At 72.2% G+C, this 24,782-nt stretch carries 20 protein-coding genes and 1 tRNA gene; 14 read left to right on the forward strand and 7 right to left on the reverse strand.

Annotation, left to right across the window (positions count from 1 at the left end):
• The first annotated feature begins 56 nt into the window (after positions 1-56).
• The 6 genes from IT780_RS06535 to IT780_RS06560 all read left to right on the forward strand — a co-directional run bounded on the left by IT780_RS06535 (position 57) and on the right by IT780_RS06560 (position 6,926).
• Complete coding sequence (locus IT780_RS06535) at positions 57-2,654, forward strand: diguanylate cyclase (RefSeq protein ID WP_372443617.1); 2,598 nt, start codon at positions 57-59, stop codon at positions 2,652-2,654.
• Positions 2,655-2,702: 48 nt separating this feature from the next.
• A complete protein-coding gene (locus IT780_RS06540; RefSeq protein WP_199510480.1) occupies positions 2,703-3,629 on the forward strand; it encodes a UTP--glucose-1-phosphate uridylyltransferase in 927 nt (308 codons plus the stop codon).
• The gene (locus IT780_RS06545; protein ID WP_199510481.1) at positions 3,626-4,936 is read left to right on the forward strand and encodes a molybdopterin molybdotransferase MoeA; all 1,311 of its coding nucleotides are present in this window, start codon (positions 3,626-3,628) and stop codon (positions 4,934-4,936) included. The genes IT780_RS06540 and IT780_RS06545 overlap by 4 nt, the downstream gene beginning before the upstream one ends.
• The gene (locus IT780_RS06550; protein WP_233412271.1) at positions 4,933-5,577 is read left to right on the forward strand and encodes a GNAT family N-acetyltransferase; all 645 of its coding nucleotides are present in this window, start codon (positions 4,933-4,935) and stop codon (positions 5,575-5,577) included. The genes IT780_RS06545 and IT780_RS06550 overlap by 4 nt, the downstream gene beginning before the upstream one ends.
• Before the next feature lie 359 nt (positions 5,578-5,936).
• Entirely contained in the window at positions 5,937-6,770 is an 834-nt protein-coding gene (gene sepX, locus IT780_RS06555; protein WP_199510483.1) for a divisome protein SepX/GlpR, read from the forward strand.
• A gap of 82 nt (positions 6,771-6,852) precedes the next feature.
• Positions 6,853-6,926 (forward strand) — tRNA-Ala (locus IT780_RS06560).
• A 65-nt stretch (positions 6,927-6,991) separates the two neighbouring features.
• On the opposite strand, the gene IT780_RS06565 is transcribed toward IT780_RS06560, so the two are convergent.
• The gene (locus IT780_RS06565) at positions 6,992-7,381 is read right to left on the reverse strand and encodes a response regulator transcription factor (protein ID WP_199510484.1); all 390 of its coding nucleotides are present in this window, start codon (positions 7,379-7,381) and stop codon (positions 6,992-6,994) included.
• A 342-nt stretch (positions 7,382-7,723) separates the two neighbouring features.
• Here IT780_RS06565 and IT780_RS06570 point away from each other — a divergent pair, with 342 nt between their 5' ends.
• From IT780_RS06570 to IT780_RS06585, 4 genes are all read left to right on the forward strand, one after another.
• Positions 7,724-8,113, forward strand: a complete 390-nt coding sequence (locus IT780_RS06570; protein WP_199510485.1) for a VOC family protein — start codon at positions 7,724-7,726, stop codon at positions 8,111-8,113.
• A 122-nt stretch (positions 8,114-8,235) separates the two neighbouring features.
• Complete coding sequence (locus IT780_RS06575) at positions 8,236-8,997, forward strand: phosphodiesterase (RefSeq protein ID WP_199510486.1); 762 nt, start codon at positions 8,236-8,238, stop codon at positions 8,995-8,997.
• Positions 8,998-9,144: 147 nt separating this feature from the next.
• Entirely contained in the window at positions 9,145-9,510 is a 366-nt protein-coding gene (locus IT780_RS06580; RefSeq protein ID WP_199510487.1) for a VOC family protein, read from the forward strand.
• A gap of 157 nt (positions 9,511-9,667) precedes the next feature.
• Positions 9,668-10,897 (forward strand): GAF domain-containing sensor histidine kinase, encoded by a 1,230-nt coding sequence (locus IT780_RS06585; RefSeq protein ID WP_199510488.1) that lies wholly within the window; start codon positions 9,668-9,670, stop codon positions 10,895-10,897.
• Here the strand turns inward: IT780_RS06585 and IT780_RS06590 are convergent.
• The 3 genes from IT780_RS06590 to metG all read right to left on the reverse strand — a co-directional run bounded on the left by IT780_RS06590 (position 10,841) and on the right by metG (position 16,899).
• Entirely contained in the window at positions 10,841-13,444 is a 2,604-nt protein-coding gene (locus IT780_RS06590) for a bifunctional polysaccharide deacetylase/glycosyltransferase family 2 protein (RefSeq protein WP_307831071.1), read from the reverse strand. The genes IT780_RS06585 and IT780_RS06590 overlap by 57 nt on opposite strands.
• Positions 13,441-14,325, reverse strand: a complete 885-nt coding sequence (locus IT780_RS06595; protein WP_199510489.1) for a hypothetical protein — start codon at positions 14,323-14,325, stop codon at positions 13,441-13,443. Before IT780_RS06595 ends, IT780_RS06590 begins: the two co-directional genes overlap by 4 nt.
• A 789-nt stretch (positions 14,326-15,114) precedes the next feature.
• On the reverse strand, positions 15,115-16,899 hold the full coding sequence (gene metG, locus IT780_RS06600) for a methionine--tRNA ligase (RefSeq protein ID WP_199510490.1): 1,785 nt from the start codon (positions 16,897-16,899) through the stop codon (positions 15,115-15,117).
• A gap of 120 nt (positions 16,900-17,019) precedes the next feature.
• Here metG and IT780_RS06605 point away from each other — a divergent pair, with 120 nt between their 5' ends.
• A complete protein-coding gene (locus tag IT780_RS06605) occupies positions 17,020-18,618 on the forward strand; it encodes a hypothetical protein (protein WP_199510491.1) in 1,599 nt (532 codons plus the stop codon).
• Here the strand turns inward: IT780_RS06605 and rsmI are convergent.
• A complete protein-coding gene (gene rsmI, locus IT780_RS06610) occupies positions 18,612-19,463 on the reverse strand; it encodes a 16S rRNA (cytidine(1402)-2'-O)-methyltransferase (RefSeq protein ID WP_199510492.1) in 852 nt (283 codons plus the stop codon). The two genes, IT780_RS06605 and rsmI, sit on opposite strands and share 7 nt — an antisense overlap.
• A gap of 77 nt (positions 19,464-19,540) precedes the next feature.
• Between rsmI and IT780_RS06615 the strand changes: the two genes are divergently transcribed.
• Positions 19,541-21,130 (forward strand): dolichyl-phosphate-mannose--protein mannosyltransferase, encoded by a 1,590-nt coding sequence (locus tag IT780_RS06615; protein WP_199510493.1) that lies wholly within the window; start codon positions 19,541-19,543, stop codon positions 21,128-21,130.
• Position 21,131: 1 nt separating this feature from the next.
• Here the strand turns inward: IT780_RS06615 and IT780_RS06620 are convergent, their stop codons facing one another.
• Positions 21,132-22,160, reverse strand: coding sequence for a hypothetical protein (locus IT780_RS06620; RefSeq protein WP_199510494.1), 1,029 nt, complete (start codon positions 22,158-22,160; stop codon positions 21,132-21,134).
• A gap of 79 nt (positions 22,161-22,239) precedes the next feature.
• Here IT780_RS06620 and IT780_RS06625 point away from each other — a divergent pair, with 79 nt between their 5' ends.
• The gene (locus tag IT780_RS06625) at positions 22,240-23,121 is read left to right on the forward strand and encodes a TatD family hydrolase (protein ID WP_199510495.1); all 882 of its coding nucleotides are present in this window, start codon (positions 22,240-22,242) and stop codon (positions 23,119-23,121) included.
• A 4-nt stretch (positions 23,122-23,125) separates the two neighbouring features.
• Here IT780_RS06625 and IT780_RS06630 read toward each other — a convergent pair whose 3' ends face one another.
• Positions 23,126-23,548 (reverse strand): hypothetical protein, encoded by a 423-nt coding sequence (locus IT780_RS06630; protein WP_199510496.1) that lies wholly within the window; start codon positions 23,546-23,548, stop codon positions 23,126-23,128.
• A 286-nt stretch (positions 23,549-23,834) separates the two neighbouring features.
• Between IT780_RS06630 and rsmA the strand changes: the two genes are divergently transcribed.
• Complete coding sequence (rsmA, locus tag IT780_RS06635) at positions 23,835-24,734, forward strand: 16S rRNA (adenine(1518)-N(6)/adenine(1519)-N(6))-dimethyltransferase RsmA (protein WP_199510497.1); 900 nt, start codon at positions 23,835-23,837, stop codon at positions 24,732-24,734.
• Positions 24,735-24,782 lie beyond the last annotated feature (48 nt).

Raw genomic sequence — 24,782 nt, forward strand, 5'->3', positions numbered from 1 at the left:
AACGGTGCGCACTATGTCAGCATCGCTGGAAAAGAAGGCCACTTCCAGGAGGACGTGTGACTCTGCGTGGCCGACTCACTACTGCCTTCCTGGTGGTCGTGCTCGGCCCGGTTCTGCTCGGATCCTTCTTCATCGGGATGACCGTCGCCACGGTGAGCCGGGACCGGACGGTCGAGCGGCTCGATCATGCCGCAACGACCGTACGCACGGCGATGGGAGCCATGTGCCGGCAGCTTCAGGCTGTCGCGGACGCCGTGGCGGTGCTGCCGCCGGACGATCGGCAGGTTGCCGCCGAGCAGATGGTCACCCGGGGACTGGCCGCCGACGTACGAATCACGGGAGGCCCCGGTGCCCCCGGCGGCGAGAACCAGGGGCGCCCCACCGAGAGCGCAAGACCTCGACAGGCTGCGGCCGCCAACGAGGTCCCGACAGGCGGCGTACCGGAAGCCGGCGGACACAGCCCCACCAGCGCAGAGAGGGTAGGCAGCGCAGCTGTTCTCGGGGGGATGGCCGGAATGGCGGCCCTTCCTGCCGAGGGCTATGAGGGCGAGCGGGACTGCGCGGCTGGGCAGGCGGCCGACGACGCCACGCCTATCACGGCCGTAGCCGCGTACGCCGTACAGGGGGATGTCACTGTGGCCGCCACCGAGCGGGTTGACGGGGCCTTCATCTCTCGGCTCGGCGGTACGAGTGGCGCTGCCGTCAGCCTGCAAGCCTCCGCGCGGGGCCCGTACGCGAGGAAGGTCGAAGCTTCTCCCGGGCAGCCCCTGCCTCTGGTGGTCACTGTGCCCGGAAGCGAGCCGACCGTCCTCTACGCCGTGCTGCTCGTGGCGGTGGTGGCAGTCGCCGGGATCGCGATCGTGGCGGCGCGATGGCTCGCGCGGTCCACCACCCGGCCGCTCGCCGAGCTCGCGTGGGCAGCCGGGAAGGTGGCTGACGGGGAACTGGGCGTACGGGTGCCGGTCGGGCGGGACGATGAGATCGGGCAGCTGGCCGGGACGTTCAACCGGATGACGCGGGAGTTGCAGACGTACGTGCAGGCGCTGACCGCGAGCCGGGATCAGCTCCGCGGGCACCTGGCGATCCTGGGCGACACGCTGTCCAGCACGCACGATCTGCACCGGATCCTCCAGGTCATCCTGCAGACCGCGCTGTCCGCGACCGGTGCCCGCGCGGGCGTCGTTCTGCTCATCGATCCCGAGGAGAACTGCCTCGTCGCGCGGTGCGCCGAGGGGCTGACCGGCCCGTGGGACGTGCCGACGGACGAGATCGGTTCTCTTCGCGTACGGCTGGGGCAGGGGATTCTCGGTGCCGTCGCCGCCGGTGGGGAAGCGCGGCGGGGGGTCTGCAGGCTCGGTGAGGGAGCCGCGGGTGAGCCGGTCTGCAAGACGTACGTGGCCGTGCCGATCTGCGCGCCTGCGACCGTGGGGGATCCGCTGGTGCCCGGCGAGCGGGAGTCGGCAGGGCAGCCCGCCACCCTCGGCGTGCTCGCCCTGTACGACCGCCTCGGCTCCGACGAGTTCGACGACGCCGACCTGCTCACCCTGCGGACGTTCGCGGGGCAGGCCGGGATCGCCGTGCAGAACGTACGGGTGCACGAGGAGGCGCAGCGGCTCTCGCTCACGGACCCGCTGACCGGGCTGTGGAACTACCGGTGCCTGCAGGAGTCGTTGCGCCGCGAGGTGGAACGGGCCAGCCGGTTCCGGCGGATGCTCACCGTGCTCGTGCTGGACCTCGACCACTTCAAAGAGGTCAACGACACGTACGGCCACGCGGCCGGCGACGCGGTGCTCAGCGAGTTCGCGCGACGGATCCGGCTCGGGCTGCGCGAGGTCGACGTGGCGTTCCGGCAGGGCGGTGAGGAGTTCGTCGTGCTGTTGCCGGAGACCGACGCGTACGGGGGGATCGTCGTGGCCGAGCGGCTCGGAGCGGCGGTGCGGCAGGTTCCCGTACCGGTCGACGGCCGGCGGTTGGATCCTTCGGGGTCGGCGGTCGTCGAGCGGATCTCGATCAGCGTCTCCATCGGCATCGCCGTGTACCCGGAGCACGGCGTGAATGCTCAGCAGGTGCTCGAGGCGGCAGACGATGCGCTGTACGCGGCGAAGAGTGCGGGGCGGGACACGTACCGCCTGGCCGACAGGGTGCGGGTGATGAGTGGGCCGCGCAGGGTGAGTGGTGACGTTCAGGCTCGGGCTGGGGGCGCGGGCGGCGATGCGGGGACGGCTCCGGTGTCCAGCGGCGGCGCTGCGGGATGGGCCGGGGGCGCGGACAATGGCGAGGTAGGCCCGGCCGGCGACGGAGGCCCGGGGGACGGCCTTGCGCAAAACGGCGCCGCCGGAGACGGCAGGGCCGTGGACGGCAGGGCCGTGGACGGCAGGGCCGTGGACGGCAGGGCCGGAGACGGTCGCGCAGGCGACGGCGGGTCCGGCGGTACGCAGCAGGGCACAGACAGCGATGCGGCGCATTCGATGCGCGTGTTGCCCGACGACATCGATGGTTCGCGGCGCCGAACACCCGGCGGCGGTGCGGGCCCGGGCGGTGTGACGGACGCGTCAGTTTCGGGGCGGGTTCGGGACGGGCAAATGGATCATCCGGGATCGGTGACGGGCGCGTCCGGCGGGCCACAGCCGCCGCGGCAGGGCCGTGGCCGATAGTCTCGCGGCATGTCCGGGCAGAACTCAGCGAAGGTGCGGTGACCTCAGATGTCCACGCAGGCGCATGCGACCGGCCGTCGAGCCGTGAAGGCCGTCATTCCCGCGGCCGGGCTCGCCACCCGATTCCTGCCGGCCACCAAGGCTGTCCCGAAGGAGTTGTTGCCTGTCGTCGACCGTCCGGTCCTCCAGTACATCGTGGAGGAGGCCGCCGCCGCGGGCCTCACCGATGTGCTGCTCGTGACCGGCCGTGGCAAGACGTCGATGGTCGACCACTTCGACCGGCGGCCCGACGTCGAGGCGCGGCTCGAGGAGAAGGGCGACACGGAACGGCTCGCCGCCGTGCGGCGTACGAGCGACCTCGCCGACATCTACACCTGCCGGCAGGGTGAGGCCCTCGGTCTCGGCCACGCCGTCGGTGTGGCCGCCTCGCACGTCGGCGACAACGCGTTCGCCGTTCTGCTCGGTGACGAGTTCGTCGACGAGGATCAGCCGCTGCTCCCGGCGATGCTGGACCTGCAGGCCGAGACGGGCGGCATCGTGCTTGCCTTCATCGAGGTCTCGCCCGAGGAGACGAACCGCTACGGCATCGCCTCCGTCGCTCCGGAGGAGGGCCGCGGCGAGGACATCGTCAAGGTCACCGGGCTGGTCGAGAAGCCCGCACCGGAGGAAGCGCCCAGCAACCTCGCCGTGGTCGGACGGTACGTGCTGCCGGCGGCGATCTTCGAGGCGATCGCGAACACCAAGCCGGGCAGCGGCGGGGAGATCCAGCTGACCGACGCCATGGCTCAGTTGCTCGCCGACGGCGTTCCGGTGCACGGCATCGTCTACCGCGGGCATCGCTACGACACCGGGATGCCGCTCGGTTACCTGCAGACGGTCGTGCAGATCGCGGCCAAGCGCCCCGACCTGGGCGCCGACTTCCGGCAGTGGCTGAGCGAGTTCGTGGCCACGGAAGCCGGCGGTGCGAAGGGATGACGGCCACGGCCGATGCCGAGGCGGCCGCCAACGAGCTGATGCCTCTCGCCGAATACCTGGGCAGCGTGCTGCGCAGGTTGCGGGCGCTGCCTCCGCTCGACCTCGACCTCACCCAGGCGCACGGCAACGTCCTCGCCAACGACGTGCTGGCCCCGCACCCGTACCCGGCCTTCGACCAGGCCGCGATCGACGGGTACGCGGCCCGCTGGGAGGACCTCGCCGCCGCCGGGCGGATCGGCTCGCACCCGTCGTTCGGGGCGTTCGAGGGCGGGCTGCGACCCGTACGCCTCAACGTCGTCGGTGATCTGGGCGCGGCCAGCTGGCGACCCGTCCGGCTGACCCCGGGGACCTGCTTCTCCGTGGCGGCCGGCGCGCCGCTGCCGATCGGCGCCGATGTCGTCGTACCCGTGCACTGGACCGACCAGGGCATGGCGGCGGTCGAGATCATGCATGCGCCGAAGCGTGGCTCCGGGGTCCGGCGGGCGGGCGACGAACTGCCCGTCGGCCGGGTCCTGGCCGCCGCCGGCTCGTACGTGACGCCCGCCATGGTCGCGGTGTTCGCCGCGTCCGGCATCGGGCACGTCGTGGTCCGGCCCAGCCCTCGCGTCGTCGTGGTGGCCACCGGCGACGAACTGGTCGACGTGGGGCGGCCCAGCCAGCCCGGACAGGTTGTGGACGCGAACTCGCACGCGCTCACCGCCGCGGCCGTGGAGGCGGGCGCGCTCGCGTACCGGATCGGCATCTGCGACGACGACCCGGAAGGCTTGCGGGGGTTGCTCGAGGACCAGACGCTGCGGGCCGACCTGATCATCACCACCGGGGGCACGGGTACGGGACCAGGCGACATGCTGCGCCGCGTTCTGTCCCGGCGTGACCCGGGACGGGGAGCGGTCGAGTTCACCGACGTCGCACTCTGCCCCGGCGCGGCGCTCGGCTTCGGCACGGTCGGCGGCGAGGAAGTGCCGGTCGTCTGCCTGCCCGGGGAGCCCGGCGCCGCCCTCATCGGCTTCGAGGTGCTCGCCCGGCCGGTGATCCAACTGCTCGCCGGCGCCGAACCGGTCTTCCGGCCCAGCGTCAAGGCCCACCTTCTGGAGACTGTGTCGTCGCCGGGCGGGCTACGCGAGTTCCGGCCTGCGCATGTAGCGGAACGGCGCGGCGGCGGCTACACCGTGCAGCCGCTCGCCGGTGGGCCGTACACTCTGTCGGGCCTCGCCGAAGCCAACGGTCTGCTGGTGCTCGGCGAGCGGGTCACCGCGGCGGCTGCCGGGTCGACCGTCGACGTGTTGCTGCTCGACCGGAGGCGATGATGCTGGGGTCCACGCCCGGATGGCCTGCCGTCCTGGCGGACGGACCCGTGCTCCTGCGGCCCTACCGGCGCAGCGACGCCCGCGCCTGGTCCGAGGTCCGCATCGCCAACCAGGCCTGGCTCAGCCCCTGGGAATCGGCGCCGCCCGGGCCGTGGGCCGAGATGAACTCCCCGCGCGCCTACATGTACGTGTACCGCGACATGAAACGGGCCGCGCGGCGCGGCGACAGCATGCCGTTCGCCGTCTGCCTGCGGCAGGACGCCGGCGAGGAACAGCTGGTCGGGCACATCAACCTGGGCAGCATCGTGCGGCGGGCGTTCAGTTCCGCGTACGTGGGCTACTGGGTCGATTCCCGCGTCGCCGGCCGCGGCGTGATCCCGACGGCCCTGGCGCTCGCGGTCGACCACGCGTTCGGGGCGGGCGGCCTGCACCGCGTCGAGATCAACATCCGGCCGGAGAACGGGCCGAGCCGGCGGGTTGTGGAGAAGCTGGGGTTCCGCGAGGAGGCGTACCACCCGCGGTACATGCACATCGACGGCGCGTGGCGCGACCACCTCGGGTATGCGATGACCAGCGAAGAGGTGGCCGCCGAGGGCGGGCTCGTCGCACGGTGGCGGCGACTGCGCGCGGCGGCGCAGTAACCCGACCGGGGTCCAAGCCGGGCCGCGGGGGTCCAAGCCGGGCCGCGGGGGTCCAAGCCCGGCCGCGGGGGTCCAAGCCGGGCAAGCCGGGCCGCGGGCCGGTCGGTCCGTCTGATCGGTCGCTTGGCCGCGGTGCTGACCGTGTCCGGGGGCCTGCGGGGAGGGGTTCGGGGCGTGCCCGCGGGGGTGGGAGTGAGCAGGGCCGATCCGGTCCTGCGCCGACGAATTGATCATCAGGACGTTACGGGACCGGCGCGCCGCGTCGGTATCCGCAGCTCTCGCCCGTAATCTCGGGGAGATTGCGACTTTTTCGTGACCGGGCGGCGACCGCCCGGCACGGTTCGAGGCTGACGGGAGGGGTGAGGGTGCCGACCTCGGTGCTCCTCGCCGTCCTCGCCGCGGCCGGGTTGCTCGCCCTCGCGCCGGCGCTCGTCCGCCGGTACGACGCGACCGAGCGCCTGGCCGCGGAGCGGGCGTCGTCGACGGCTCGGGTGCTGCAGCGCCGCCGTCGGCGCCGTACTGTGCCCGGACGCCGACCGGTCAACCCTGGCCGCCAGTACATGGTTACGTCGCGGACCCTAACGGGTGAAGCTGCGCCGGTGGCGGCCACCCCCGCCGGCTCCGGGCGCGATCCGGTCGCCCCGGTCTCCGGCGCGCCCGTCTCCGCGCCCCCCGCCCGGCGGCTGCGGGTGGTCAGCTCGCGCCGGCCCGCGCGGCGGCGTCCACCCGTACGCCGCCAGACGCCGGCCGTTGTCCGCCGGCGTCGCGTGTTCGCCGCGTTGCTGCTGCTCAACCTCATCGAGCTGGTGGGTGTGCTCGCCGTCGGTCCCGGGTTCTGGATCAGCTTCGCGGTCACCGCCGCGCTGCTCGGCGCGTACCTGGTGCACCTGCGCAACCGCGCGATCGCGGACCGCCGCCGCCGGCGCATCGAGGCACGGGAGGCGGCGTGGCTCGCTGCGCGGCAGGCTGAGGTACGCCGGGAACAGGCCCGCCGCGCGGCGGCACGCCGGGAAGCGCAACGCCGGCTGGCCGCGCAGAAGGAAGCCGTACGCCGGACTGCCTTGGGTCTGGACCGCGACCCGTCCGACCTGCCGGCCGCGGTCAACGGCGCTTCGGTGTCCTACCGGCGTACGGGAGGACTCCGTGGCCGGGCCTACGAAGCCGGCGGCCGAGGCAGCTCCTACCCGGCCTGAGATCTTCCCGGCGCGACACGGGAGGGCGATTCGCGGGGCCGGCCGGAGACCTGTTAGCCTTGCTGCGGTCCTACGGGACCGGGGGGCTGTGGCGCAGTCTGGTAGCGCACCTCGTTCGCATCGAGGGGGTCTGGGGTTCAAATCCCCACAGCTCCACCCCGAGAGTTCAGGCCATCTCCGTCAGCGGAGGTGGCCTTCTCCGTCTGGTGCCTCCGGGCCGGTCAGGAGCCGGTCAGCTTGCGGCGGGCGATCAGGCCCTCCAGTTCCGCCACCAGGCGGCGCGGGGAGAGGGGCTTCGGGAGGTAGCCGTCGGCGCCCGAGTGCAGGCCCGCGTTGATGTCGTGGAGATGGCTGTTGGCCGAGACCATCAGGACCGCGGCGTTGCGGGATTCCGGGTCCTGGCGGACGAGCTGGCAGAGCTCCATGCCGTTGAGGGCCGGCATGCGCACGTCGGTGACGATGCCGATCGGGTGGGCGACCCGGATGATGCGCGCCGCGGTGCTGCCGTCCTTGGCACCGACCGTGGTGTAGCCCGCACGCTCCAGCGTGTACGTGATCATGTCGCGCAGGTCCGGGTCGTCCTCGGCCACGAGGATCAGGTTCTCGTTCATGGCCCCGCACATCGGCGGGGTGGCGCGATCCCGCAGCGGGACCCGGGTTGCATCCGAGGAGCGGATCTTCCGAGCGCCCCAGCGGCGGCTCGGTGATGCGCCCCGCGGCTGCTCGACGGCCGTCCCGATGGCGGCCTCGCCGCTGCTCGACGGCCGTCCCGATGGCGGCCTCGCCGCTGCTCGGCCGCCGTCGCGATGGCGGCCTCGCGGCCGCTCGGCGGAGGCCCGGGGAGGCGGCAGGGCGTGACGCTCCGGACGGAGATGATCATTGCGACATATCGATACAGCCAAGAGCCTGCGCGGCACGGTGCGCCGGGGCATGCCGCCGGGCAGACTGCACGGATGCTGGGACGAAACTCATCGCACATGTGGGGCGTGGTGCTCGAGACTCCCGATCCGCTCGCCCTGGCGGAGTTCTACTCGGCGCTGATGGACTGGAAGATCGTCAAGGAGGGGCCGGACTTCGTGGCCCTGGCGCCGCTCGGCGACCACGTCGAGTATCTGGCCTTCCAGCGCTCACCCGACTACGAGCAGCCCACCTGGCCGAACAAATCCCACAAGCAGCAGATGATGATGCACCTCGACATCGAGGTGCCCGATCTGGAGAAGGCCGTCCGGTTCGCCACCGAGGCCGGTGCCACGGAAGCGGACCATCAACCGCAGGACACCGTACGGGTCATGCTCGATCCGGACGGTCACCCGTTCTGTCTGTACGTGGACACCAGCGGGTAGCGTCCCGCCGCGGCCTCAAATGCATCATGCTTACGGCGTACCGTCAATGTCTTGATGTTGACGTTGTAGGGCTTTTGACCGATCGATTGACCGGCCCCCGCCCCGCCGGATCACATGACGGCATGACCTCCTTCATCGCTCAGCTCAGCGACTCGCATCTGACCACCGGGCCGCTGGGCGGCGGGCCGGCCGCCGGGCTCCAGCTCGCCCTCGCGCGCGTGATGGCCCTCGATCCGCGGCCCGACTGCGTCGTCGTCACCGGCGACCTCACCGACCATGGCCGGGAAGAGGAGTACGCGGCGCTCAAAGAGGTCATCGGCGACTTTCCGCTGCCGCTGCACCTGACGACCGGCAACCACGACGACCGCGACGCGATGATCAGGGCGTTCGGCGGTGAGCCCTACTACTCGGTCGAGTACCCGGAGTTCACGTTCGTCGCGCTCGACTCGCTCATCCCGGGGTCGCCGGCCGGGCGGCTGGGCGAGGAGCAGCTCGACTGGCTGGACGGGGTGCTCGCGGCGCGCCCCGGACTGCCCGCCCTGATCGGGCTGCATCACCCACCGATGCCGATCGGTATCCCGTTCCTCGACGGGATGCGCCTGCTGGACGGCAAGCGGCTGCGCGACGTGGTGGCCGAGCACGGCAACGTGGCGCGCATCATGGCCGGTCATGTGCACCGGCCGATCACGGCGGCGTTCGGCGGGAGTGTGATGACGATCGCGCCGAGCACGTGGCGGCAGTCCGGGTTGCTGCTGAGCTCCGACGCGCCGCCCGGGTACGTGGCCGAGCCGACCGGGTTTCTGCTGCACATGATCGACGGGGACGACTGCGTGACGCATACGGTGCAGGTCAGCCATGCCGGGGGGTTGCTGGGGGCGTACTGAGCTCCTCGGCTCGCCGGGCCTGCTCGGCGCATGGCTGGCACCGCTCGGCGCAGAGATCGGAGGAAGTGTCGTACCCGCGCTATACGGTCGATGTCCACGCACGGTCGATGCCCGCGTGCTCGACGTCCACCGCTGGAAGGGGGAGCGATGATCGATCATGTCGTTCTCGGGGTGCACCACCTCGACGAGAGCCGGTTCTTCTACGAGCACGCGCTGCGGCCGCTGGGCCTCAAGGTGGTGAGCCAGGCGCCCGAGCTCGTCGGCTTCGGCGACGACAGCGGGCGGCCGTTCTTCTGGCTGGCGGTTCGCGAGCCGTCCCACCGGGTGCACGTGGCGTTCACGGCGGCCGACCGCGCGGCGGTGGATGCGTTCCATGCTGCGGCTCTGCATGCGGGCGGGGTGGACAACGGGCCGCCCGGGCTGCGGCCGGAGTACCACGAGAACTACTACGGAGCGTTCGCCTTCGACGCTGACGGGAACAACATCGAGGCGGTGTGCCACAGGCCGGTGTGAGGGCTCGGCGCATCGGAGGCTGTCGGTCGCCAGGCTGCCGCTCCTGATCTGCCGCCTGGTGAGGGCGTGGCGTGGATGCTCGGGAGCGAATTGAGCGATTTGTGAGCCCCGCTACTTATGGGTGGTATCTCTGGAGGCAGCCTCGGAGGTGACCGTCATGCAAGCGCCCTTGCCCGCGAACGAAGCCGATCGGCTTGCCGCTCTCTACGAACTGAATATTCTCGATTCCGCGCCGGAGAAGGACTTCGACGACATCGTCGCGCTGGCCTCCAGCGTGTGCGGGGTGCCGATGTCGCTGGTCAGCCTCATCGACACCGACCGGCAGTGGTTCAAGGCACGGCTGGGCACCGATCTGACCGAGACCTCACGGGACCTCTCCTTCTGCGCCCACGCGATCCTCGGGAAGGATCTGATGGTCGTTCCCGACGTCAGCCAGGACACCCGGTTCGCCGGGCACCCGGCCGTCGCCGGCGAGAGCGGGGTGCGGTTCTACGCCGGGGCGCCGCTGGTCACCACCGACGGGTTCGCGCTCGGCACGCTCTGTGTCGTCGACTCGCACCCGCGGCGGCTCGACGTCGAGCAGTTGCAGGCGTTGCGCGCGCTGGCCCGGCAGGTCACGTCGCAGCTCGAACTGCGGCGGTACGCCGTCGCGCTCGCCAACACCACCGCGCGGCTGCAGGAGCTGGAGCGCCGCAAGGACGACCTGGCCGGGCTGGTCGGCGGGCAGTTGCGCGCGCCGCTGCGGCTGATGCGGTCGTACCTGGCCGAGCTCGGCGACAAGGGGGTGCACGACCCCGAGATGGCCGATCTGGTGGGCCGGGCCACGGCGGCGCACGTGCGGGGGCTCAGCGACCTGCTCGACCACCTGACGTCCATGGCGGACGCCGGGCACGGCGCGGACAGCCTCCACATGCGCCCGATCGACCTGACGAGGCTGACCCAGCGGGCGGTCGAGGCCGTGCGGCCCATCGCCGCCACGAAACAGATCTGGATCCTCAACCACGCGGGCGGTGCCGCGCTGCCGATCATCGCTGATCCCGTACGCCTGGAGCAGGTCCTGATGCACCTGCTCTTCGCCGCGGTGAAGTACACGCCGCCCGGTGGACGCGTGCGCGTGGGCACCGAGATCGAATCGGGTCCCACGGTGCGGCTGGACGACATGGACCTGCCGGACGGGGTCCGTCCCGACCTCTTCGCGCACCTGTACTACGGCACGATCGCCAACCCGTCCGAGGTGAAAGGCCCCGACCAGGGGCTCGCCGTGGCCAAGCGCATCCTCGACGCGCACCACGCCACGGTCGCGCTCTCCGACCGCCCGGGCGACGGCACGTCACTGCACGTGGTGTTCCCCTTCGCGGAGAAGGAGACCGCGCTCGCAACCACCTGACCCCGCCGCCGCCGGCGGTGAGGATGCGGTGACGGCGGTGAGGGCGCGGCGCCCGGCGGTGAGGGCGGGAAGCGGCCGGATGGATGTGGTGTGGGCCCGCTCCCCCCCCGGGGCCGGTAGGGGGGGGGGGGGGCGCGGTGTTGCCCCGTGCGTGTAGACGGGGCCGGTGCCGCCGCCCGGGGGCGAGCCGGCCGACGGGAGGTCCTCGGCGTTCATGATCTGGGTCTGGGACGGCACCGCCGGGCGGGCCGTGGCCCGGCCCGACGCCGGATGGGTCGGCGGTGGGACCGTGTCGAGGCTCGGTGGCCAGGTGTCGATGGCCGGCGCCACGCTCTGCTGCGGCAGCACGATCGGCGGTGTGACCGGCACCGACTTCACCCCCGCCAGGCCGGCTCGGTGCAGTTTGTGCCAGCGCAGGCGGCCGCCGGTCATCGCCGTCATCGCGGACTGGATCAACACCAGATACATGAGCTGCCGGTACGCGAACTGTTGCAGCGGCAGACGCAGCAGCGGCTTCATCGGCTCGCGGTCGAAGCGGAACGCCACCGCCGCCGTGAAGAGCTGCAGGGCCAGCATGGCCAGCCAGGCCGTCGCCGTGGCGCTGAGCTCCCAGAAGACCAGGCCGTACAGCAGCATGATGTCGACGACCGGGGCGAGCATCGGCAGCGCCACCCCGAACAGCGCGAGGAACGGCAGCCCCACCCGGCCGAAGCGGCCCGAGTCGCCCGAGTCCGTCAGCGCCCTGCGGTGCTTCCACATCGCCTGCATGGTGCCGTAGCTCCAGCGGTAGCGCTGCCGGTACAGCTGCTCCAGCGTCGCCGGCGCCTCCGTCCACGCCTTGGCCCGCTCCTCGTAGACGACCCGCCAGCCGGCCCGGCACAGGGCCATCGTGACGTCGGTGTCCTCGGCGAGTGTCTCGTCGCTGATGCCGCCCACCTCGGCCAGGGCCGTACGCCGGAAGGCGCCGATCGCCCCCGGCACGGTGGGCATGCAGTTGAGCACCTCGTACAGCCGGCGATCGAGGTTGAAGCCGATCACGTACTCGATGTGCTGCCAGGTCGCGACCATCTTGTCGCGGTTGCCGACCTTGACGTTGCCGGCGACCGCGCCCACCGCGGGGCTGGCGAACGGCTGCACGAGCATCCGGATCGAGTCCGGTTCGAAGATGGTGTCGCCGTCGACGGTGACGATCAGGTCGTGCCGGGCCAGCGCGATGCCCGTGTTCAGGGCGTTGGCCTTGCCGCCGTTCGGCACCCGGATCACGCGCACGTTGGGCAGGTGCAGGCGTTCCACGATGGCGGCGGTGCCGTCGGTCGAGCCGTCGTCGACCACGACCACCTCGATGTCCGGGTAGTCGCCGCCGGCGAGCGAGCGGACGGCCGCCTCGATGCCCTCCTTCTCGTTGTAGGCGGGCACGATCACCGACACCGGCTCGGTGACCGGCGGACCCCAGCTGAACGTCTTCTTGCGGCGCTGCCGGGCGTGCCGGGTCGCCAGCACCAGGAGGAGCACCGTACGCCCGATGGTCAGCAGGCCCACGACGAGGAAGAGGCCCGCGATCAGCCAGACCAGACCGTCGGCCAGGCGTACGGTCCACAGCAGTGCCGTGCCGCGCCAGCGGTCGGCGGGCTCCGCCTCCGGGTTGAGCGGGAGCATCGGCAGCGCCGCACCCGCGGCCGCCGCCTGCTGCTGCTCGATGGCCCGGTTCATGCCCCCGGTGACCGTGGTGAACGTGTACCCGCGGGCCTTCATCAGGGGGATGAACACCTTGAGCGCCGCGATCGTCTGCGCGCGGTCGCCGCCGGCGTCGTGGAAGAGGATCACCGCGCCGGCGTCGGCGGGCGGGGTGGCGTTCCGGATGATCTGCTCGACGCCGGGCCGCTGCCAGTCCTCGCTGTCCAGGTCGTTGACGACGACCAGGTAGCCGCGCTCGCCGGCCTCCTTGACGATCTTCCAGTTGACCTCGTCGATGGCCTGCGGCTTCGACGAGTACGGGAACCGTACGAGGTTGGTGCGCACGTCCGCGGCCCGCGCGATGGCCACCTGGGTCTGCGAGAGCTCCAACTGCCGCCGCCACGGCGCGAGGCGCTGCAGGTTCGGGTGGGTGAACGTGTGCAGGCCCAGTTCGTTGCCGCGATCGGTGATCCGGCGGGTCAGCTCGGGATGCCGCGCGACCGCGGACCCGACCACGAAGAACGTGCCGTGCGCGTCGTTCTCCTCGAGCACGTCGAGGATCTTCGGCGTCCACACCGGGTCCGGGCCGTCGTCGAAGGTCAGCGCGATCGTCCGGGCGGGCAGCCGGCTGGAGCTCTCCTGGCCGCCGGTGGTGTTGACGATCGGGCCGCCCTCGCGGATCGCCCGCGGTACGCCCGCCTGATCGCCGACCTCGGTCTCGACGTGGTCGCCGCGGAACTCGGCGTTGATGTACGCCTGCACGACCAGTACGCCGACGAACAGGCTGATGAGCAGCACGCCGAGCATGACGCGGGGCTGGGGGAGCACCCGGCGCCGGGACCGGCTGCGGTTGCGGTTCCGGGGGGCTGTCACCGGCCGGCCCCGTCAGCGCCGCCGGTGTCGGGAGCGGGGTCGGCCGTCGTGCCGGCGGGCTCGTCGGTGTCGGCCGCGTCGACGGCGGGCGGCTCCTCGGGGCTGCTGCCGCCGCTGCCGGCTCCGTCGCCGCTGGTGCCGCCCCCGGTTCCGCCGCTGCTGGTGCCGCCCCCGATCCCGCCGGTGCCACTGCCGGTGCCGCCGCTGCCCGCGGTCCCGCCCCCGGCCGACCCGCCCCCGCCGCTGCCGGCGCCTCCGTCGTTGTCGGCGGGGGTGACCGGGGTGCCGCCGCCCGTACCGCCCGTACCCGGCGGGGCCGGGGGTGGGGTCGTGTCGTCGGGCGCCGGCGGCGTGGTCACCGGCGTGGTGGGCGTGACCGGCTTCGTGGTGCCCGACTCGACCGGTGGCGTCGTCGGGATGCCCGGCGCGACCGGCTTCTTCGTCGTGGGCTTGGGGGTCGGCGTCCGCGCGGGACGGGCCGCGGAGGTCGCCGGCCGGGTACGCACCTCCAGGGCGTGGCCGGTGACAGGCGCGTTGCGGCGGGGCAGGACCTCCAGGACCGGGCGCCGGCTCGGGGTGGCCGAGACCGGCTCCGGCGTGGGGGTGGGCCGGGCGATGACCGCCTCGTCGTCGCCGTCCGTCAGGTCGGGCAGCGGCAGCACCGCGCTCGAGCTGACCGGACCGCCGGCGAGGCTGACGCTCACCAGTCCGCCGTACATCATGCAGAGGGCGCCGAAGCCGTACGCAACGCGCCGCAGTACCCGCCGGCGCCGCCCGGTCGAGTCGACGAAGACCGGGGATGGCTGCGCTACGGCGATCACCTCGGTGTCGAGGATCTCGGCGTCGGCGGAAATCGGGTTCTGGAGCTCCTGCGATGTCACGCGGCGAAGCTTAAGAAGATCTTTGGAGATCTTGACGGGCGTCACTCCATCAGATGACGACCATTCGCGGGAGGCGATTCCACCGAAACGGTGAGCCGTGGCGTTTGACCTGATGGCGACCGTGTGCGCAAGGGAATGAGACGTGTTCGCTGACCTGCGCGAAATGCGTTGCGCGCGAAAGGTTACGCGATTTCAGATACGGATCTGCTGTGATGTTCACGACTCACGGACGAGCATTTTCCGAACGGAATTCACCAATACATTAATGGCTTAAAACCCAATATAACCTTATGCCCGATTTGCCGCAACCCGGAGGGCTGCCTAGCTGGGCGTGGTCAATCCGTTACGGTGCACGGTCATTGTGGCAGCAAGATTCCCCATACTTGAGTAACGCCACCCGTTGTGTCCGCCAAGGACGCTCGTTAAGCTTTGCCTTGCACGCCCCTATCGCCCGCTTCCCCCGTGGCAGGCGATCGGGGCGTTGCCTATTTCCGCCCCACGATCGCCGGACGTTCGCGATCCTCGGGGCGAGGCTCGTTGCGGGCCCCGCGATCCGTCCTCGCGGTGGTCGATCCTCAAGGTGCAGGTCGATCGTCCAGGGTGCAATGCCGACGGTGCAGCATCCGCGCCGGCCGGTCCGTGCGAGCGCTGGGGTGCTGCCAGGCCGGCGGGCGGAGATGAGCGCGCAAGTGGAACCGCGCCTGCCCACGATGTGAGAGGCGGCGGGCGGCCAGTCGATGTGGTGAGGCCCGCCGCATCCGGGGATACGGCGGGCCTGCGACGGGTCCTTCAGGAGCCGAGGCGCTCCAGCTCCTCCTCCACGACGGACGGGTCGAGCTTGCGGAACACCGGCTTCGGCGCCGCCAGCGGGGTACCCGGCGCCAGCGGCACCGACCCCCACGTCGCGCCCTGGGTGTAGTCGCCGGTGAGCACCGGGTAGGCCGGGCCGCCGTCCAGGTCCTCGACCTCGACGATCGACGGCATCGGGGCGTGTACGCCCGTGCCGCCCAGCAGCTCGTGGACTTTCTGCGCCGAGTGCGGCAGGAACGGGGTCAGCAGCGTGTTGGCGTCGCTGACGACCTGCAGCGCCACGTGCAGGATCGTGGCCATCCGGGGCTTGGACGCCTCGTCCTTGAGCTTCCAGGGCGCCTGGTCCGACAGGTACTTGTTGGCCTCCGCGACCACCTTCATCGCCTCGCCGATCGCGGCCTTCTGGCGGTGCTTGCCGATCAGGTCACCGACCGTGGCGAAGCCCGCCTTCGCCACCTCGAGCAGCGCGTGGTCCTCGGCGGTCAGCTCGCCCGGCTCCGGGATCGCGCCGAAGTTCTTGGCCGCCATCGAGATCGAGCGGTTCACCAGGTTGCCCCAGCCCGCCACCAGCTCGTCGTTGTTGCGCCGGACGAACTCCGACCAGGTGAAGTCCGTGTCGTTGGACTCGGGGCCGGCCGCCGCGATGAAGTAGCGCAGCGCGTCGGCGTCGTACCGCTCCAGGAAGTCGCGGACGTAGATGACGACCTTGCGGGACGAGGAGAACTTGCGGCCCTCCATCGTCAGGTACTCGCTCGAGACCACCTCGGTCGGCAGGTTGAGCGCGCCCAGCGAACCCGGCTTGCCGCCCTTGTCACCCTCGCCCGAGTAGCCGAGCAGCAGCGACGGCCAGATCACCGAGTGGAAGACGATGTTGTCCTTGCCCATGAAGTAGTAGCCACGGGCGTCGCCGTCGGACCACCACTTGCGCCACGCCTCCGGGTCGCCCGAGCGGCGGGCCCACTCGATCGACGCCGACAGGTAGCCGATGACCGCGTCGAACCAGACGTAGATCCGCTTGTCGTTGCGGTCGCGCCAGCCGTCCAGCGGGATCGGTACGCCCCATTCGAGGTCGCGGGTGATGGCCCGGGGCTGCAGGTCCTCCAGCAGGTTCTTGGAGAACTTCAGCACGTTGGGGCGCCAGCCGTCGCGGGTGTCCAGCCACTTGCCGAGCGCCTGGGCGAACGCGGGCAGATCGAGGAAGAAGTGCTCGGTCTCCACGAACTCCGGCGTCTCGCCGTTGATCCGCGAGCGCGGGTTGATCAGCTGCTCCGGGTCGAGCTGGTTGCCGCAGTTGTCGCACTGGTCGCCGCGGGCGCTCTCGTAGCCGCAGATGGGGCAGGTGCCCTCGATGTAGCGGTCGGGCAGCGTGCGGCCGGTGGACGGGGAGATGGCGCCCAGCGTGGTCTTGGCGACGATGTAGCCGTTCTCGTGCAGGCCCGTGAAGAGCTCCTGCACGACGGCGTAGTGGTTGCGGGTGGTCGTACGGGTGAAGAGGTCGTACGACAGGCCGAGCCCGTGCAGGTCCTCGACGATCACTCGGTTGTAGCGGTCGGCGAGCTCACGGGGCGTCACGCCGTCCGCGTCGGCCTGCACCTGGATCGGGGTGCCGTGCTCGTCGGTGCCGGACACCATGAGCACGTCGTGGCCGGCCATCCGCATGTACCGGCTGAAGACGTCGGAGGGCACCCCGAAGCCGGAGACATGACCGATGTGGCGCGGGCCGTTGGCGTAAGGCCAGGCGACCGCGGCGAGAACGTGACTCATGGGGACCAAGCGTAGTGAGTCGGGGAGCGCGCTCGCGAACCGACGGGCAAGCGCCCTTTTTGCGGCGACACGCCCGTCATCTCCGCAATTGGTGGCTGATGCCGTAGTCCAATGGGAGCCATGACCGGAGACGCGCCGCAACCTGGGGAAACGCCGCGCACCGAGGACGGCCCGGGGTCATGGGCCGACGTGGACACCGGAGCCTGGTGGCGCGCCGACACCCCACCGGCGGCCGGCGCGCGGGAGGCCACCGTCGCGATGCCGGTACCGCCGCGGAGGAGGCCGGCTCCGAAGGCGGCCGCCGCTCCGGAAGGTGAGACGAAGCAGGAAGCCGCGTCGAAGCAGGAAGCCGCGTCGAAGCAGGAAGCCGCGTCGAAGCAGGAAGCCGCGTCGAAGCAGGAAGCCGCGTCGAAGCAGGAAGCCGCGCCGAAGCAGGAAGCCGCGCCGAAGCCGGCCTGGCCACCGGCCGCGACGAACCGGACCGCCACGCCGAAGCCGGCCGCAGCGCCGAAGCCGGCTGCCACGCCAAATCCGGCCGCCACGCCGGCTGCCGCGCCAAAGCCGGCCGCTACGACGCAGACCTCCGCGCCGAAGCCGGACGCCGCGCCGAAGCCGGCCGCCGCGGCGCGGGAGGCCGGTGCTCAGGACGCGACCGCGTTCTTCGAGGTGCCGGCGTACCTGGCGAGCCGGGCGACCGACGCGGAGACGGCGAAGGCGGAGACCACGGCCGCGCAGGCGGCGATCGCCGAGGCGCGCGACGCCGAGCCCGAGGGCTCCGCGAAGGGCGTCGAGCGGCAGCACGACGAGGTCGACGCCGAACGGTTCAACACCGCGGGCACGACGACCACCTACGTCGCCCGTCAGGAAGCGGCGAAGGCGCAGGCCGCCGAGGAGGCGGGGCGGGGGGACCGGGAGGCGGCGGACGCCGTGGAGGCAGCGCGTGCTGCGGCCGTACCCGATGTGATGATCCTGCCCGAACCGCAGCGGGACCGGCCGACGGTGGTCCTGGACCGCGCTGCCGTGCCGGGGCAGTCCTCGGGCCGGCCGCGGCCCGTCCGGACGCCGCAGGATGTCGCTCGGGCGGACCATGAGCTGCAGGAACGGGTACGCGCCGAGCGCACGTCCGCGCTGCTGGAGACGTCCCCGTTCTGGTTGGAGGAGCACGAGCGCCCCGCCGAGCCGGCCCGGGTACGGACTCCCGTGGCACCGCGCGCGCCACGCCGGAGGAGTAAGGAGCCGCGTCGCCCGGCCAGCGGCCTGGTGGCGTTGCTGGCGCTCGCACTGGTCGCCGCGTTCTTCTCCTGGGTCAGCGCGGAACCGTTCTGGCTCGCCGTGGGGCATGGCCAGCACGGTGACGCCACGGTCAGCCGGTGCACCGGATCCGGCTTCACCCAGCGCTGCGTGGGTGACTTCACCTCGGCGGACGGGCAGTACATCGTGAAGCACGTCGCGCTGCTCGGCGTCGAGCCCGGGCAGCGGACCGCTCCCGCGCGGATGGTGAGCAGCGACAGCCGGCAGGCGTACGTGGGCGCCACCGGTGTGCTGGTGCACCTGCGCTGGTCGCTGGGCTTCCTGCTGGTGCTGCTGTGCGGGCTGGGCATCGCCGGCCTGACCGGGGTCCGGCGGCTGGAGAGCCGTCCGAAGCGGCGTACCGCCCTGCTGCTGAGCCTCGCCGGTCCGCTCGCCCTGCTGGCCGGGTTCCTGGCCGTCGCCTACTGAGCGGCGTGCACCAGCGCGTACACCTCACGTTTGCGCAGGCCGTACGCGTCGGCGACGGCCTGGATGGCATCGCGGCGGGACTCGCCGGCGGTCTCGCGCTGCGCGACCGCCGCGCGGAGCTCCTCGTCGGCGGGGCGTTCGGCGGGTCCGGCCGGGGCGCCCGCCACCACGACGGTGATCTCGCCGCGCGGCCCGGCCTCCGCCGACCAGGTCGCGAGCTCGCCGAGCGGGCCGCGGCGGATCTCCTCGTACGTCTTCGTCAGCTCGCGGCAGACGGCGGCCTCGCGCGCCTCGCCGAACGTGCCGGCCAGGTCCTGCAGCATGCCGGTGATCCGGTGCGGCGCCTCGAAGAAGACCAGCGTGCGCGGCTCGGCGGCCAGCTCGCGCAGCCGTGACCGGCGGCCGGAACCGGTGCGCGGCAGGAAGCCCTCGAAGCAGAACCGGTCGCTGGGCAGCCCGGACAGGGCCAGCGCGGTCGTCACGGCGCTCGGGCCGGGTGCGGCGGTGACCGGGAAACCGGCGTCCAGGGCCGCGCGGACCAGCCGGTATCCCGGGTCCGACACGCTGGGCATGCCGCCGTCGGTGACGACGGCCACGACCGCGCCGCCGCGCAGGGCCTCGACCAGGTCGGGCGTACGCCGCTCCTCGTTGCCCTCGAAGTACGACACGATCCGCCCGTTCACGGTGACGCCGAGGTCGCGGGCCAGCCGGGTCAGGCGCCGGGTGTCCTCGGCCGCGACCACGTCGGCACTCGCGAGCACCTCGCGCAGCCGTGCGGAGGCGTCGCCCACGTTGCCCAGCGGCGCGCCGACCAGCACGACCCGGCCCGTACCGTTCTCGTCCACGACCCGAGTCCATCACACTCGCCCGGCGGGACGGCCTCCAGGCGCCGTCGGGTGGACGGGCAGCCTACGATCGCGGGGTGACTTCGGCGACAGCTGAGACCGACACCGCGAGCCCGCCGCCCGCGGACGACGCCCCGGGTACGGGGGCGGCCGCCGGCGCGTCCCTCGTGCCCGCCGTCGTCCGCCGCCGCCTGGCCACCCTCGACAACTGGCTCAACCCGTACTCGTGGTTGGTCACCGGCGTGATCGTGGCGATAGCGGCGATCCTGCGGCTGGTCGGGATCACCCACCCGAGGGGGTACATCTTCGACGAGGTGTACTACCCGACCGACGCGTGGGACATGTTGCAGCACGGCGTCGAGTGGGACGAGAAGAACAACGGTCCCGCGTACGTGGTGCACCCGCCGCTGGGCAAGTGGCTGATCGCGCTCGGCGAGAAGGCGTTCGGCAACAACGAGCTGGGCTGGCGCTTCCCGGCCGCGGTCGCCGGCACGCTGATGATCCTGATCCTCATCCGGGTCGCGTACCGGCTGTTCCACTCGGTCGTGCTGGCCGGCACGGCCGGCCTGCTCATGTCGCTCGACGGCTTCCAGCTCGTGCTGTCGCGCACGTCGCTGCTCGACATCTTCCTCGGCCTGTTCATCCTGATGACGTTCGCCGCGCTGCTGCTGGATCGCGACCACTACCGGCGACGCTGGCTCAGGGCGCTGGAGGAGGGCTACGACCCCGCGACGGCGCGCTCCCGGCCGCGGATCGTGCCCTGGTGGCTGTTCGTCGGGGGCATGACCTTCGGGCTGGCTTGCGGCGTGAAGTGGAGCGCCCTGTTCTTCGCGCCGTTCTTCGCGCTGCTGGTGGTCGTCTGGCGGGTGCAGGCACGCCGCTCCGCCGGGGTGCGCCGCGCGATCGGCCCCGGCCTGGTGGGTGACCTGGGCTACCTGCTGCTCAGCTTCCTGCTCACGGTGATCTTCTACCTCGCCACGTGGACCGGCTGGTTCGTCACGAACACCGGCTACTTCCGGCATTACCGGCAGGCGAACGGGCTCAGCGAGCCGCCGATCCTGGGTGCGTTGCTGAACCTCGTGCACTACCACCAAGAGGCGTACTCGTTCCACAGCGGGCTCACCGACCGGCACCCGTACCAGTCCTGGCCGTGGCAGTGGTTGCTGCTGGGCCGGCCGGTCGCCTTCTCGTGGAACGGCAAGGGCGACTGCGGCGCGCCGAGCTGCGCGGCGGAGATCCTGCTGCTGGGTACGCCGCTGCTGTGGTGGTCGTTCATCCCGGCGCTGGGCGCGCTGCTGTGGTTCGGCATCGCGCGCCGCGACTGGCGGGCCCTCGCCATCGGTACGGGCGTCGTGGCGGGCATGCTGCCGTGGTTCTACTACGCCGTGGCCGACGGCCGGACGATGTTCGCGTTCTACGTGCTGCCCGCGCTGCCGTTCCTGATCCTGGCGGTGGTCTACGCGCTCGGGGCGATCATGACCCCACCGGAGGGCGTGGCCACGGGCGCCGGGCGCACGGACCGCCAGTTCGTGGGCACCATCGTGGCGGGCGTGTACGTGCTGCTGGTGGCGCTGTGCTTCGCGTACTTCCATCCGATCTTCGTGGGGCAGCTGATCCCGTACGAGGACTGGTCGTCACGGATGTGGCTGGGTAACCGCTGGATCTAGCTCACAGCGTGTAGGGAGTCTCCGCGATGTGGTGGTCGGCGAGCTCACGGACCGGCGCCCACACCTCGTAGACGCCGCGTTCGTAGCAGCGGGCCCCCACGGCCGCGATCGCGTCGGCGTCCGGGCGGACCAGCCGCAGCCGCGCCCACGAGTCGTCGCGCTGAAGCACCCAGGCGGGCACGTTGCGCCACAGGGCCGCCTCGGCGCGGCGGCACAGCGACTGCACGGGGTAGCGGGCGGCCCGGGTCAGCGCCCGTACCCGGAAGTCCTCGGGCGGGTCCGCCACGGCCTGGTACTCGTGCTCGTTGATCCGGCCCATGAGGCGGGCCGAGCCGGCGTCGGTGCAGGGCACGTACTCGCGGTCCGGGCTGACCCCGGGCACGCCCTCCAGCAGGTGCCGCCAGCGCGGGCCGGCCAGGCGCAGCCAGCCGTGCTGCTCCGGCTGGTACGTGTACAGCACCACCTCGTCGCCCGTCCCCGGGTACGCCACCAGCTGCGCGTTCGCGGGCATGGGCAGGTCGGCGAAGCCCGCGGTGACGAACTCCGGGATGAGGTCGTCGGTGCTCGGGGTGAAGCCGGTGCCCAGGACCATCGCGCCGATCCGGGAGTGCGCCGGCAGGGCGGCCAGCCCGGCCTGCACCGGGCCCATCGGGATCTCGAAGTCGAGCGGGTCGGTGGCGCGCCAGCGCAGCGCGTACGCCACCGAGTCGTCGGAGGCGCCGTCGGTGCGCAGCAGCGACAGCTCGGCGGGGGTGCGCAGGTGGGCGATGTCGCAGGCGCGGTAGCAGAAGCCGTACGGCAGCCACCCCGCCAGATGCCCGGCGAGCTGGGCCGCGGAGAGCACCTTGGTCATGCGGGTGCCCCGGCGTACCGCCGCGGTGGCCCGGATCCGCTGCAGCACCGCATCCTGCTGGTGCCCGGCGGACTGGCTCATGGCCTGGACCTGCGCCCAGGACAGGTCCCGGCGCAGCGGCGCCATCAGCGGCGGGTCGAGAGGGTCGGTGCCGAGTGCCTCATCGGTCACGGTCACCCGGTGCAACCTAGAGGTCGCAAGTGGACGGTGGGTGAACGCCGGGTGGCCCGGATGCGATGTGTGATGCTGGACGGCGATGAACACGCAACCGTCCGAGTCCCGCAAGCAGCGTTCCGCCCAGCGTGCCGGTGAGTTCCCGCCCCCGCCGGAGCCGCTGGCCGTGCCGGTGTTCGACAGCCACACGCACCTCGACATCACGATCCACGAGGCCGGTGTGCCGGGTGGCGACCCCGTCGAGACCTTGATCACCCAGGCCGCGAAGGCGGGCGTCGACCGGCTCGTGCAGGTCGGCGTCGACGTCGCCTCGTCGCGGTGGGGCGCGGAGCTGGCCGCCCGGCACCCGTCGGTGCTCGCCACGGTGGCCCTGCACCCCAACGAGGCCCCCGGGCTCGCCGACCTGGACGAGGCGCTGCGTGAGATCGAAGCCCTGGCGGGCGAGCCGCGGGTGCGCGGGCTGGGCGAGACGGGCCTGGACACCTTCCGTACGGGGGAAGAGGGACGCGCCGCTCAGGAGGCGAGTTTCCGGGCGCACATCGCCATCGCCAAGCGGTACGGCAAGGCGCTGGTGATCCATGACCGGGACGCCCACCAGGACGTGCTGCGGGTGCTGGACGAGGAGGGCGCGCCGGAGACCGTCGTGCTGCACTGCTTCTCCGGCGACGCCGAGTTCGCTGCTGAGTGCGTACGGCAGGGGTTCTACCTGAGCTTCGCGGGCACGGTGACTTTCGCCAGCGCGGGGGCGCTACGGGAGGCTGCCGCGCTGACGCCTCCGGCGCAGATGCTGGTGGAGACCGACGCGCCGTTCCTGACGCCGGTGCCGTACCGGGGGCGGCCGAACGCGTCGTACCTCATTCCGGTGACCGTACGGGCGCTCGCCGGCGTCACCGGTCGGGACCTCGACGAGCTGTGCGCGGCGATCTCCGCCAACGGCGAGCGCGTCTTCGGCAGCTGGGGATAGGGCCTCAGGCGGGCAGCGGGTACGCGGCGCAGTCCAGGCGCTCGCCGAGGCCGCCGAGCAGCTTCGCGAAGGCCGTCGGCGCGGCGTGGATCGGGCCGCGGGACACGAACCGGACCGCCCAGCCGTGCTGCGGTGCGACGTTGAAGATGCGGTGCACCACGAGCGAGCCGCGTTCGTCGGGCTCGACGCTGGTCACGCCGCGATACCACCACTCGCCCTGCTGCACGAGCGAGCGGTTGTCCCGGTCGATCGTCACGGTGATCGTGCTGCCGTCCCGGGTGACGGTGAACTCGTCGCCCTTCGCCGGGCGCGCCGAGCCGGTCGCGGCGATCGGTGACCGCCCGCCCGGCCGGGCGTCCAGCAGCACCTCGGCGACCCGGTCCGGTGTCGCCTCGACCACGCCACGCAGCTCGAGCAACTCCGTCATGCCCCCGTTCTACCGTGCGGCGTCCAACCGTGCTGTCCCGGTGACGCCGCGTCACACGTCCGGTCGGCGACAGGCCGGGCGGGGTGGCCGGCGTGCCGGGCGGGCAGTGCCGGGCCGTGCCGGGCCGTGCCGGGCCGGGCCGGGCCGGGCGGGCGGGCGGGCGGTGCCGGGCCGTGCGGGGCCGTGCCGGGCCGTGCCGTGCCGGGCCGGGCGGGCGGGCGGTGCCGTGCTTGGGCAGCCGGGCGGTTCCGGGCCGGTCGGGGGCAGCGCCGTAGGCTGTGGCGTCATGGCTGACGCACTGCTCGGCCCGGCGGAGATCCGGGAGCTCGCCGCGCGCCTCGGGGTGGCGCCGACGAAGAAGCTCGGCCAGAACTTCGTGCACGACCCGAACACCGTCCGGCGCATCGTCGCGGCGGCCGGTCTCACCGGCGACGACGTCGTGCTCGAGGTGGGGCCGGGGCTGGGCTCGCTGACGCTGGGGCTGCTCGGCGCGGCGGCGCACGTACACGCCGTGGAGATCGATCCCGCGCTGGCCGCCGCGCTGCCGGTGACCGTCGCCGAGCGGGCCGACGTGGCCAAGCTGACTGTGCACCCGGCCGACGCGCTGCGGGTGACCGCGGACCTCTTCACGCCGGCGCCGACGATGCTCGTGGCGAATCTGCCGTACAACGTCGCCGTGCCGGTCGTGCTGCACCTGCTGGCCACGCTGCCCACGCTGCGCGGCGGGCTCGTCATGGTGCAGAAGGAGGTCGCCGACCGGCTCGTCGCCGGCCCGGGCTCGAAGGTGTACGGCGTTCCCTCGGTGAAACTCACCTGGTACGCCGACGCGCGCGCCGCGGGACGCGTACCCCCGGCGGTCTTCTGGCCCGTGCCCAACGTCGACTCCGGTCTCGTCGCCTTCGCCTGCCACGAGCCGGTGGCCGACGTGCCGCGTACGGTCGTCTTCCAGGTCATCGACGCCGCGTTCGCGCAGCGGCGCAAGACGCTTCGCGCGGCCCTCGCCGGGTGGGCCGGCGGCGCGGACCGGGCGGAGCACCTGCTGGTGGCGGCGGGAATCTCGCCGCAGGCCCGCGGCGAGGCGCTGACCGTGACGCAGTTCGCGGCGCTCGCGGCTGCCGCGATCGCCGAGGGGTACGGCGGTAAGCTCACCCCGTCCGGCAGCCGGCGCGAGGAGGCTGGGTCATGAAGGGCGCGGTCATGAAGGGCGCGGTCATGAAGGGCGCGCTCCTGACGA

It is taken from the genome of Nucisporomicrobium flavum (assembly GCF_016464385.1).
Classification (GTDB): domain Bacteria; phylum Actinomycetota; class Actinomycetes; order Mycobacteriales; family Micromonosporaceae; genus Actinoplanes; species Actinoplanes flavus_A.

Bases quoted from the DNA above. Each gene is read 5' to 3' on its own strand.
- rsmA (WP_199510497.1), top strand. From the start codon at position 23,835: ATGGCTGACGCACTGCTCGGCCCGGCGGAGATCCGGGAGCTCGCCGCG.
- IT780_RS06540 (WP_199510480.1), top strand. From the start codon at position 2,703: ATGTCCACGCAGGCGCATGCGACCGGCCGTCGAGCCGTGAAGGCCGTC.
- IT780_RS06545 (WP_199510481.1), top strand. From the start codon at position 3,626: ATGACGGCCACGGCCGATGCCGAGGCGGCCGCCAACGAGCTGATGCCT.
- metG (WP_199510490.1), bottom strand. From the start codon at position 16,899: ATGAGTCACGTTCTCGCCGCGGTCGCCTGGCCTTACGCCAACGGCCCG.
- IT780_RS06625 (WP_199510495.1), top strand. From the start codon at position 22,240: ATGAACACGCAACCGTCCGAGTCCCGCAAGCAGCGTTCCGCCCAGCGT.
- IT780_RS06580 (WP_199510487.1), top strand. From the start codon at position 9,145: ATGATCGATCATGTCGTTCTCGGGGTGCACCACCTCGACGAGAGCCGG.
- IT780_RS06575 (WP_199510486.1), top strand. From the start codon at position 8,236: ATGACCTCCTTCATCGCTCAGCTCAGCGACTCGCATCTGACCACCGGG.
- IT780_RS06605 (WP_199510491.1), top strand. From the start codon at position 17,020: ATGACCGGAGACGCGCCGCAACCTGGGGAAACGCCGCGCACCGAGGAC.
- IT780_RS06585 (WP_199510488.1), top strand. From the start codon at position 9,668: ATGCAAGCGCCCTTGCCCGCGAACGAAGCCGATCGGCTTGCCGCTCTC.
- IT780_RS06630 (WP_199510496.1), bottom strand. From the start codon at position 23,548: ATGACGGAGTTGCTCGAGCTGCGTGGCGTGGTCGAGGCGACACCGGAC.
- IT780_RS06570 (WP_199510485.1), top strand. From the start codon at position 7,724: ATGCTGGGACGAAACTCATCGCACATGTGGGGCGTGGTGCTCGAGACT.
- IT780_RS06565 (WP_199510484.1), bottom strand. From the start codon at position 7,381: ATGAACGAGAACCTGATCCTCGTGGCCGAGGACGACCCGGACCTGCGC.
- IT780_RS06550 (WP_233412271.1), top strand. From the start codon at position 4,933: ATGATGCTGGGGTCCACGCCCGGATGGCCTGCCGTCCTGGCGGACGGA.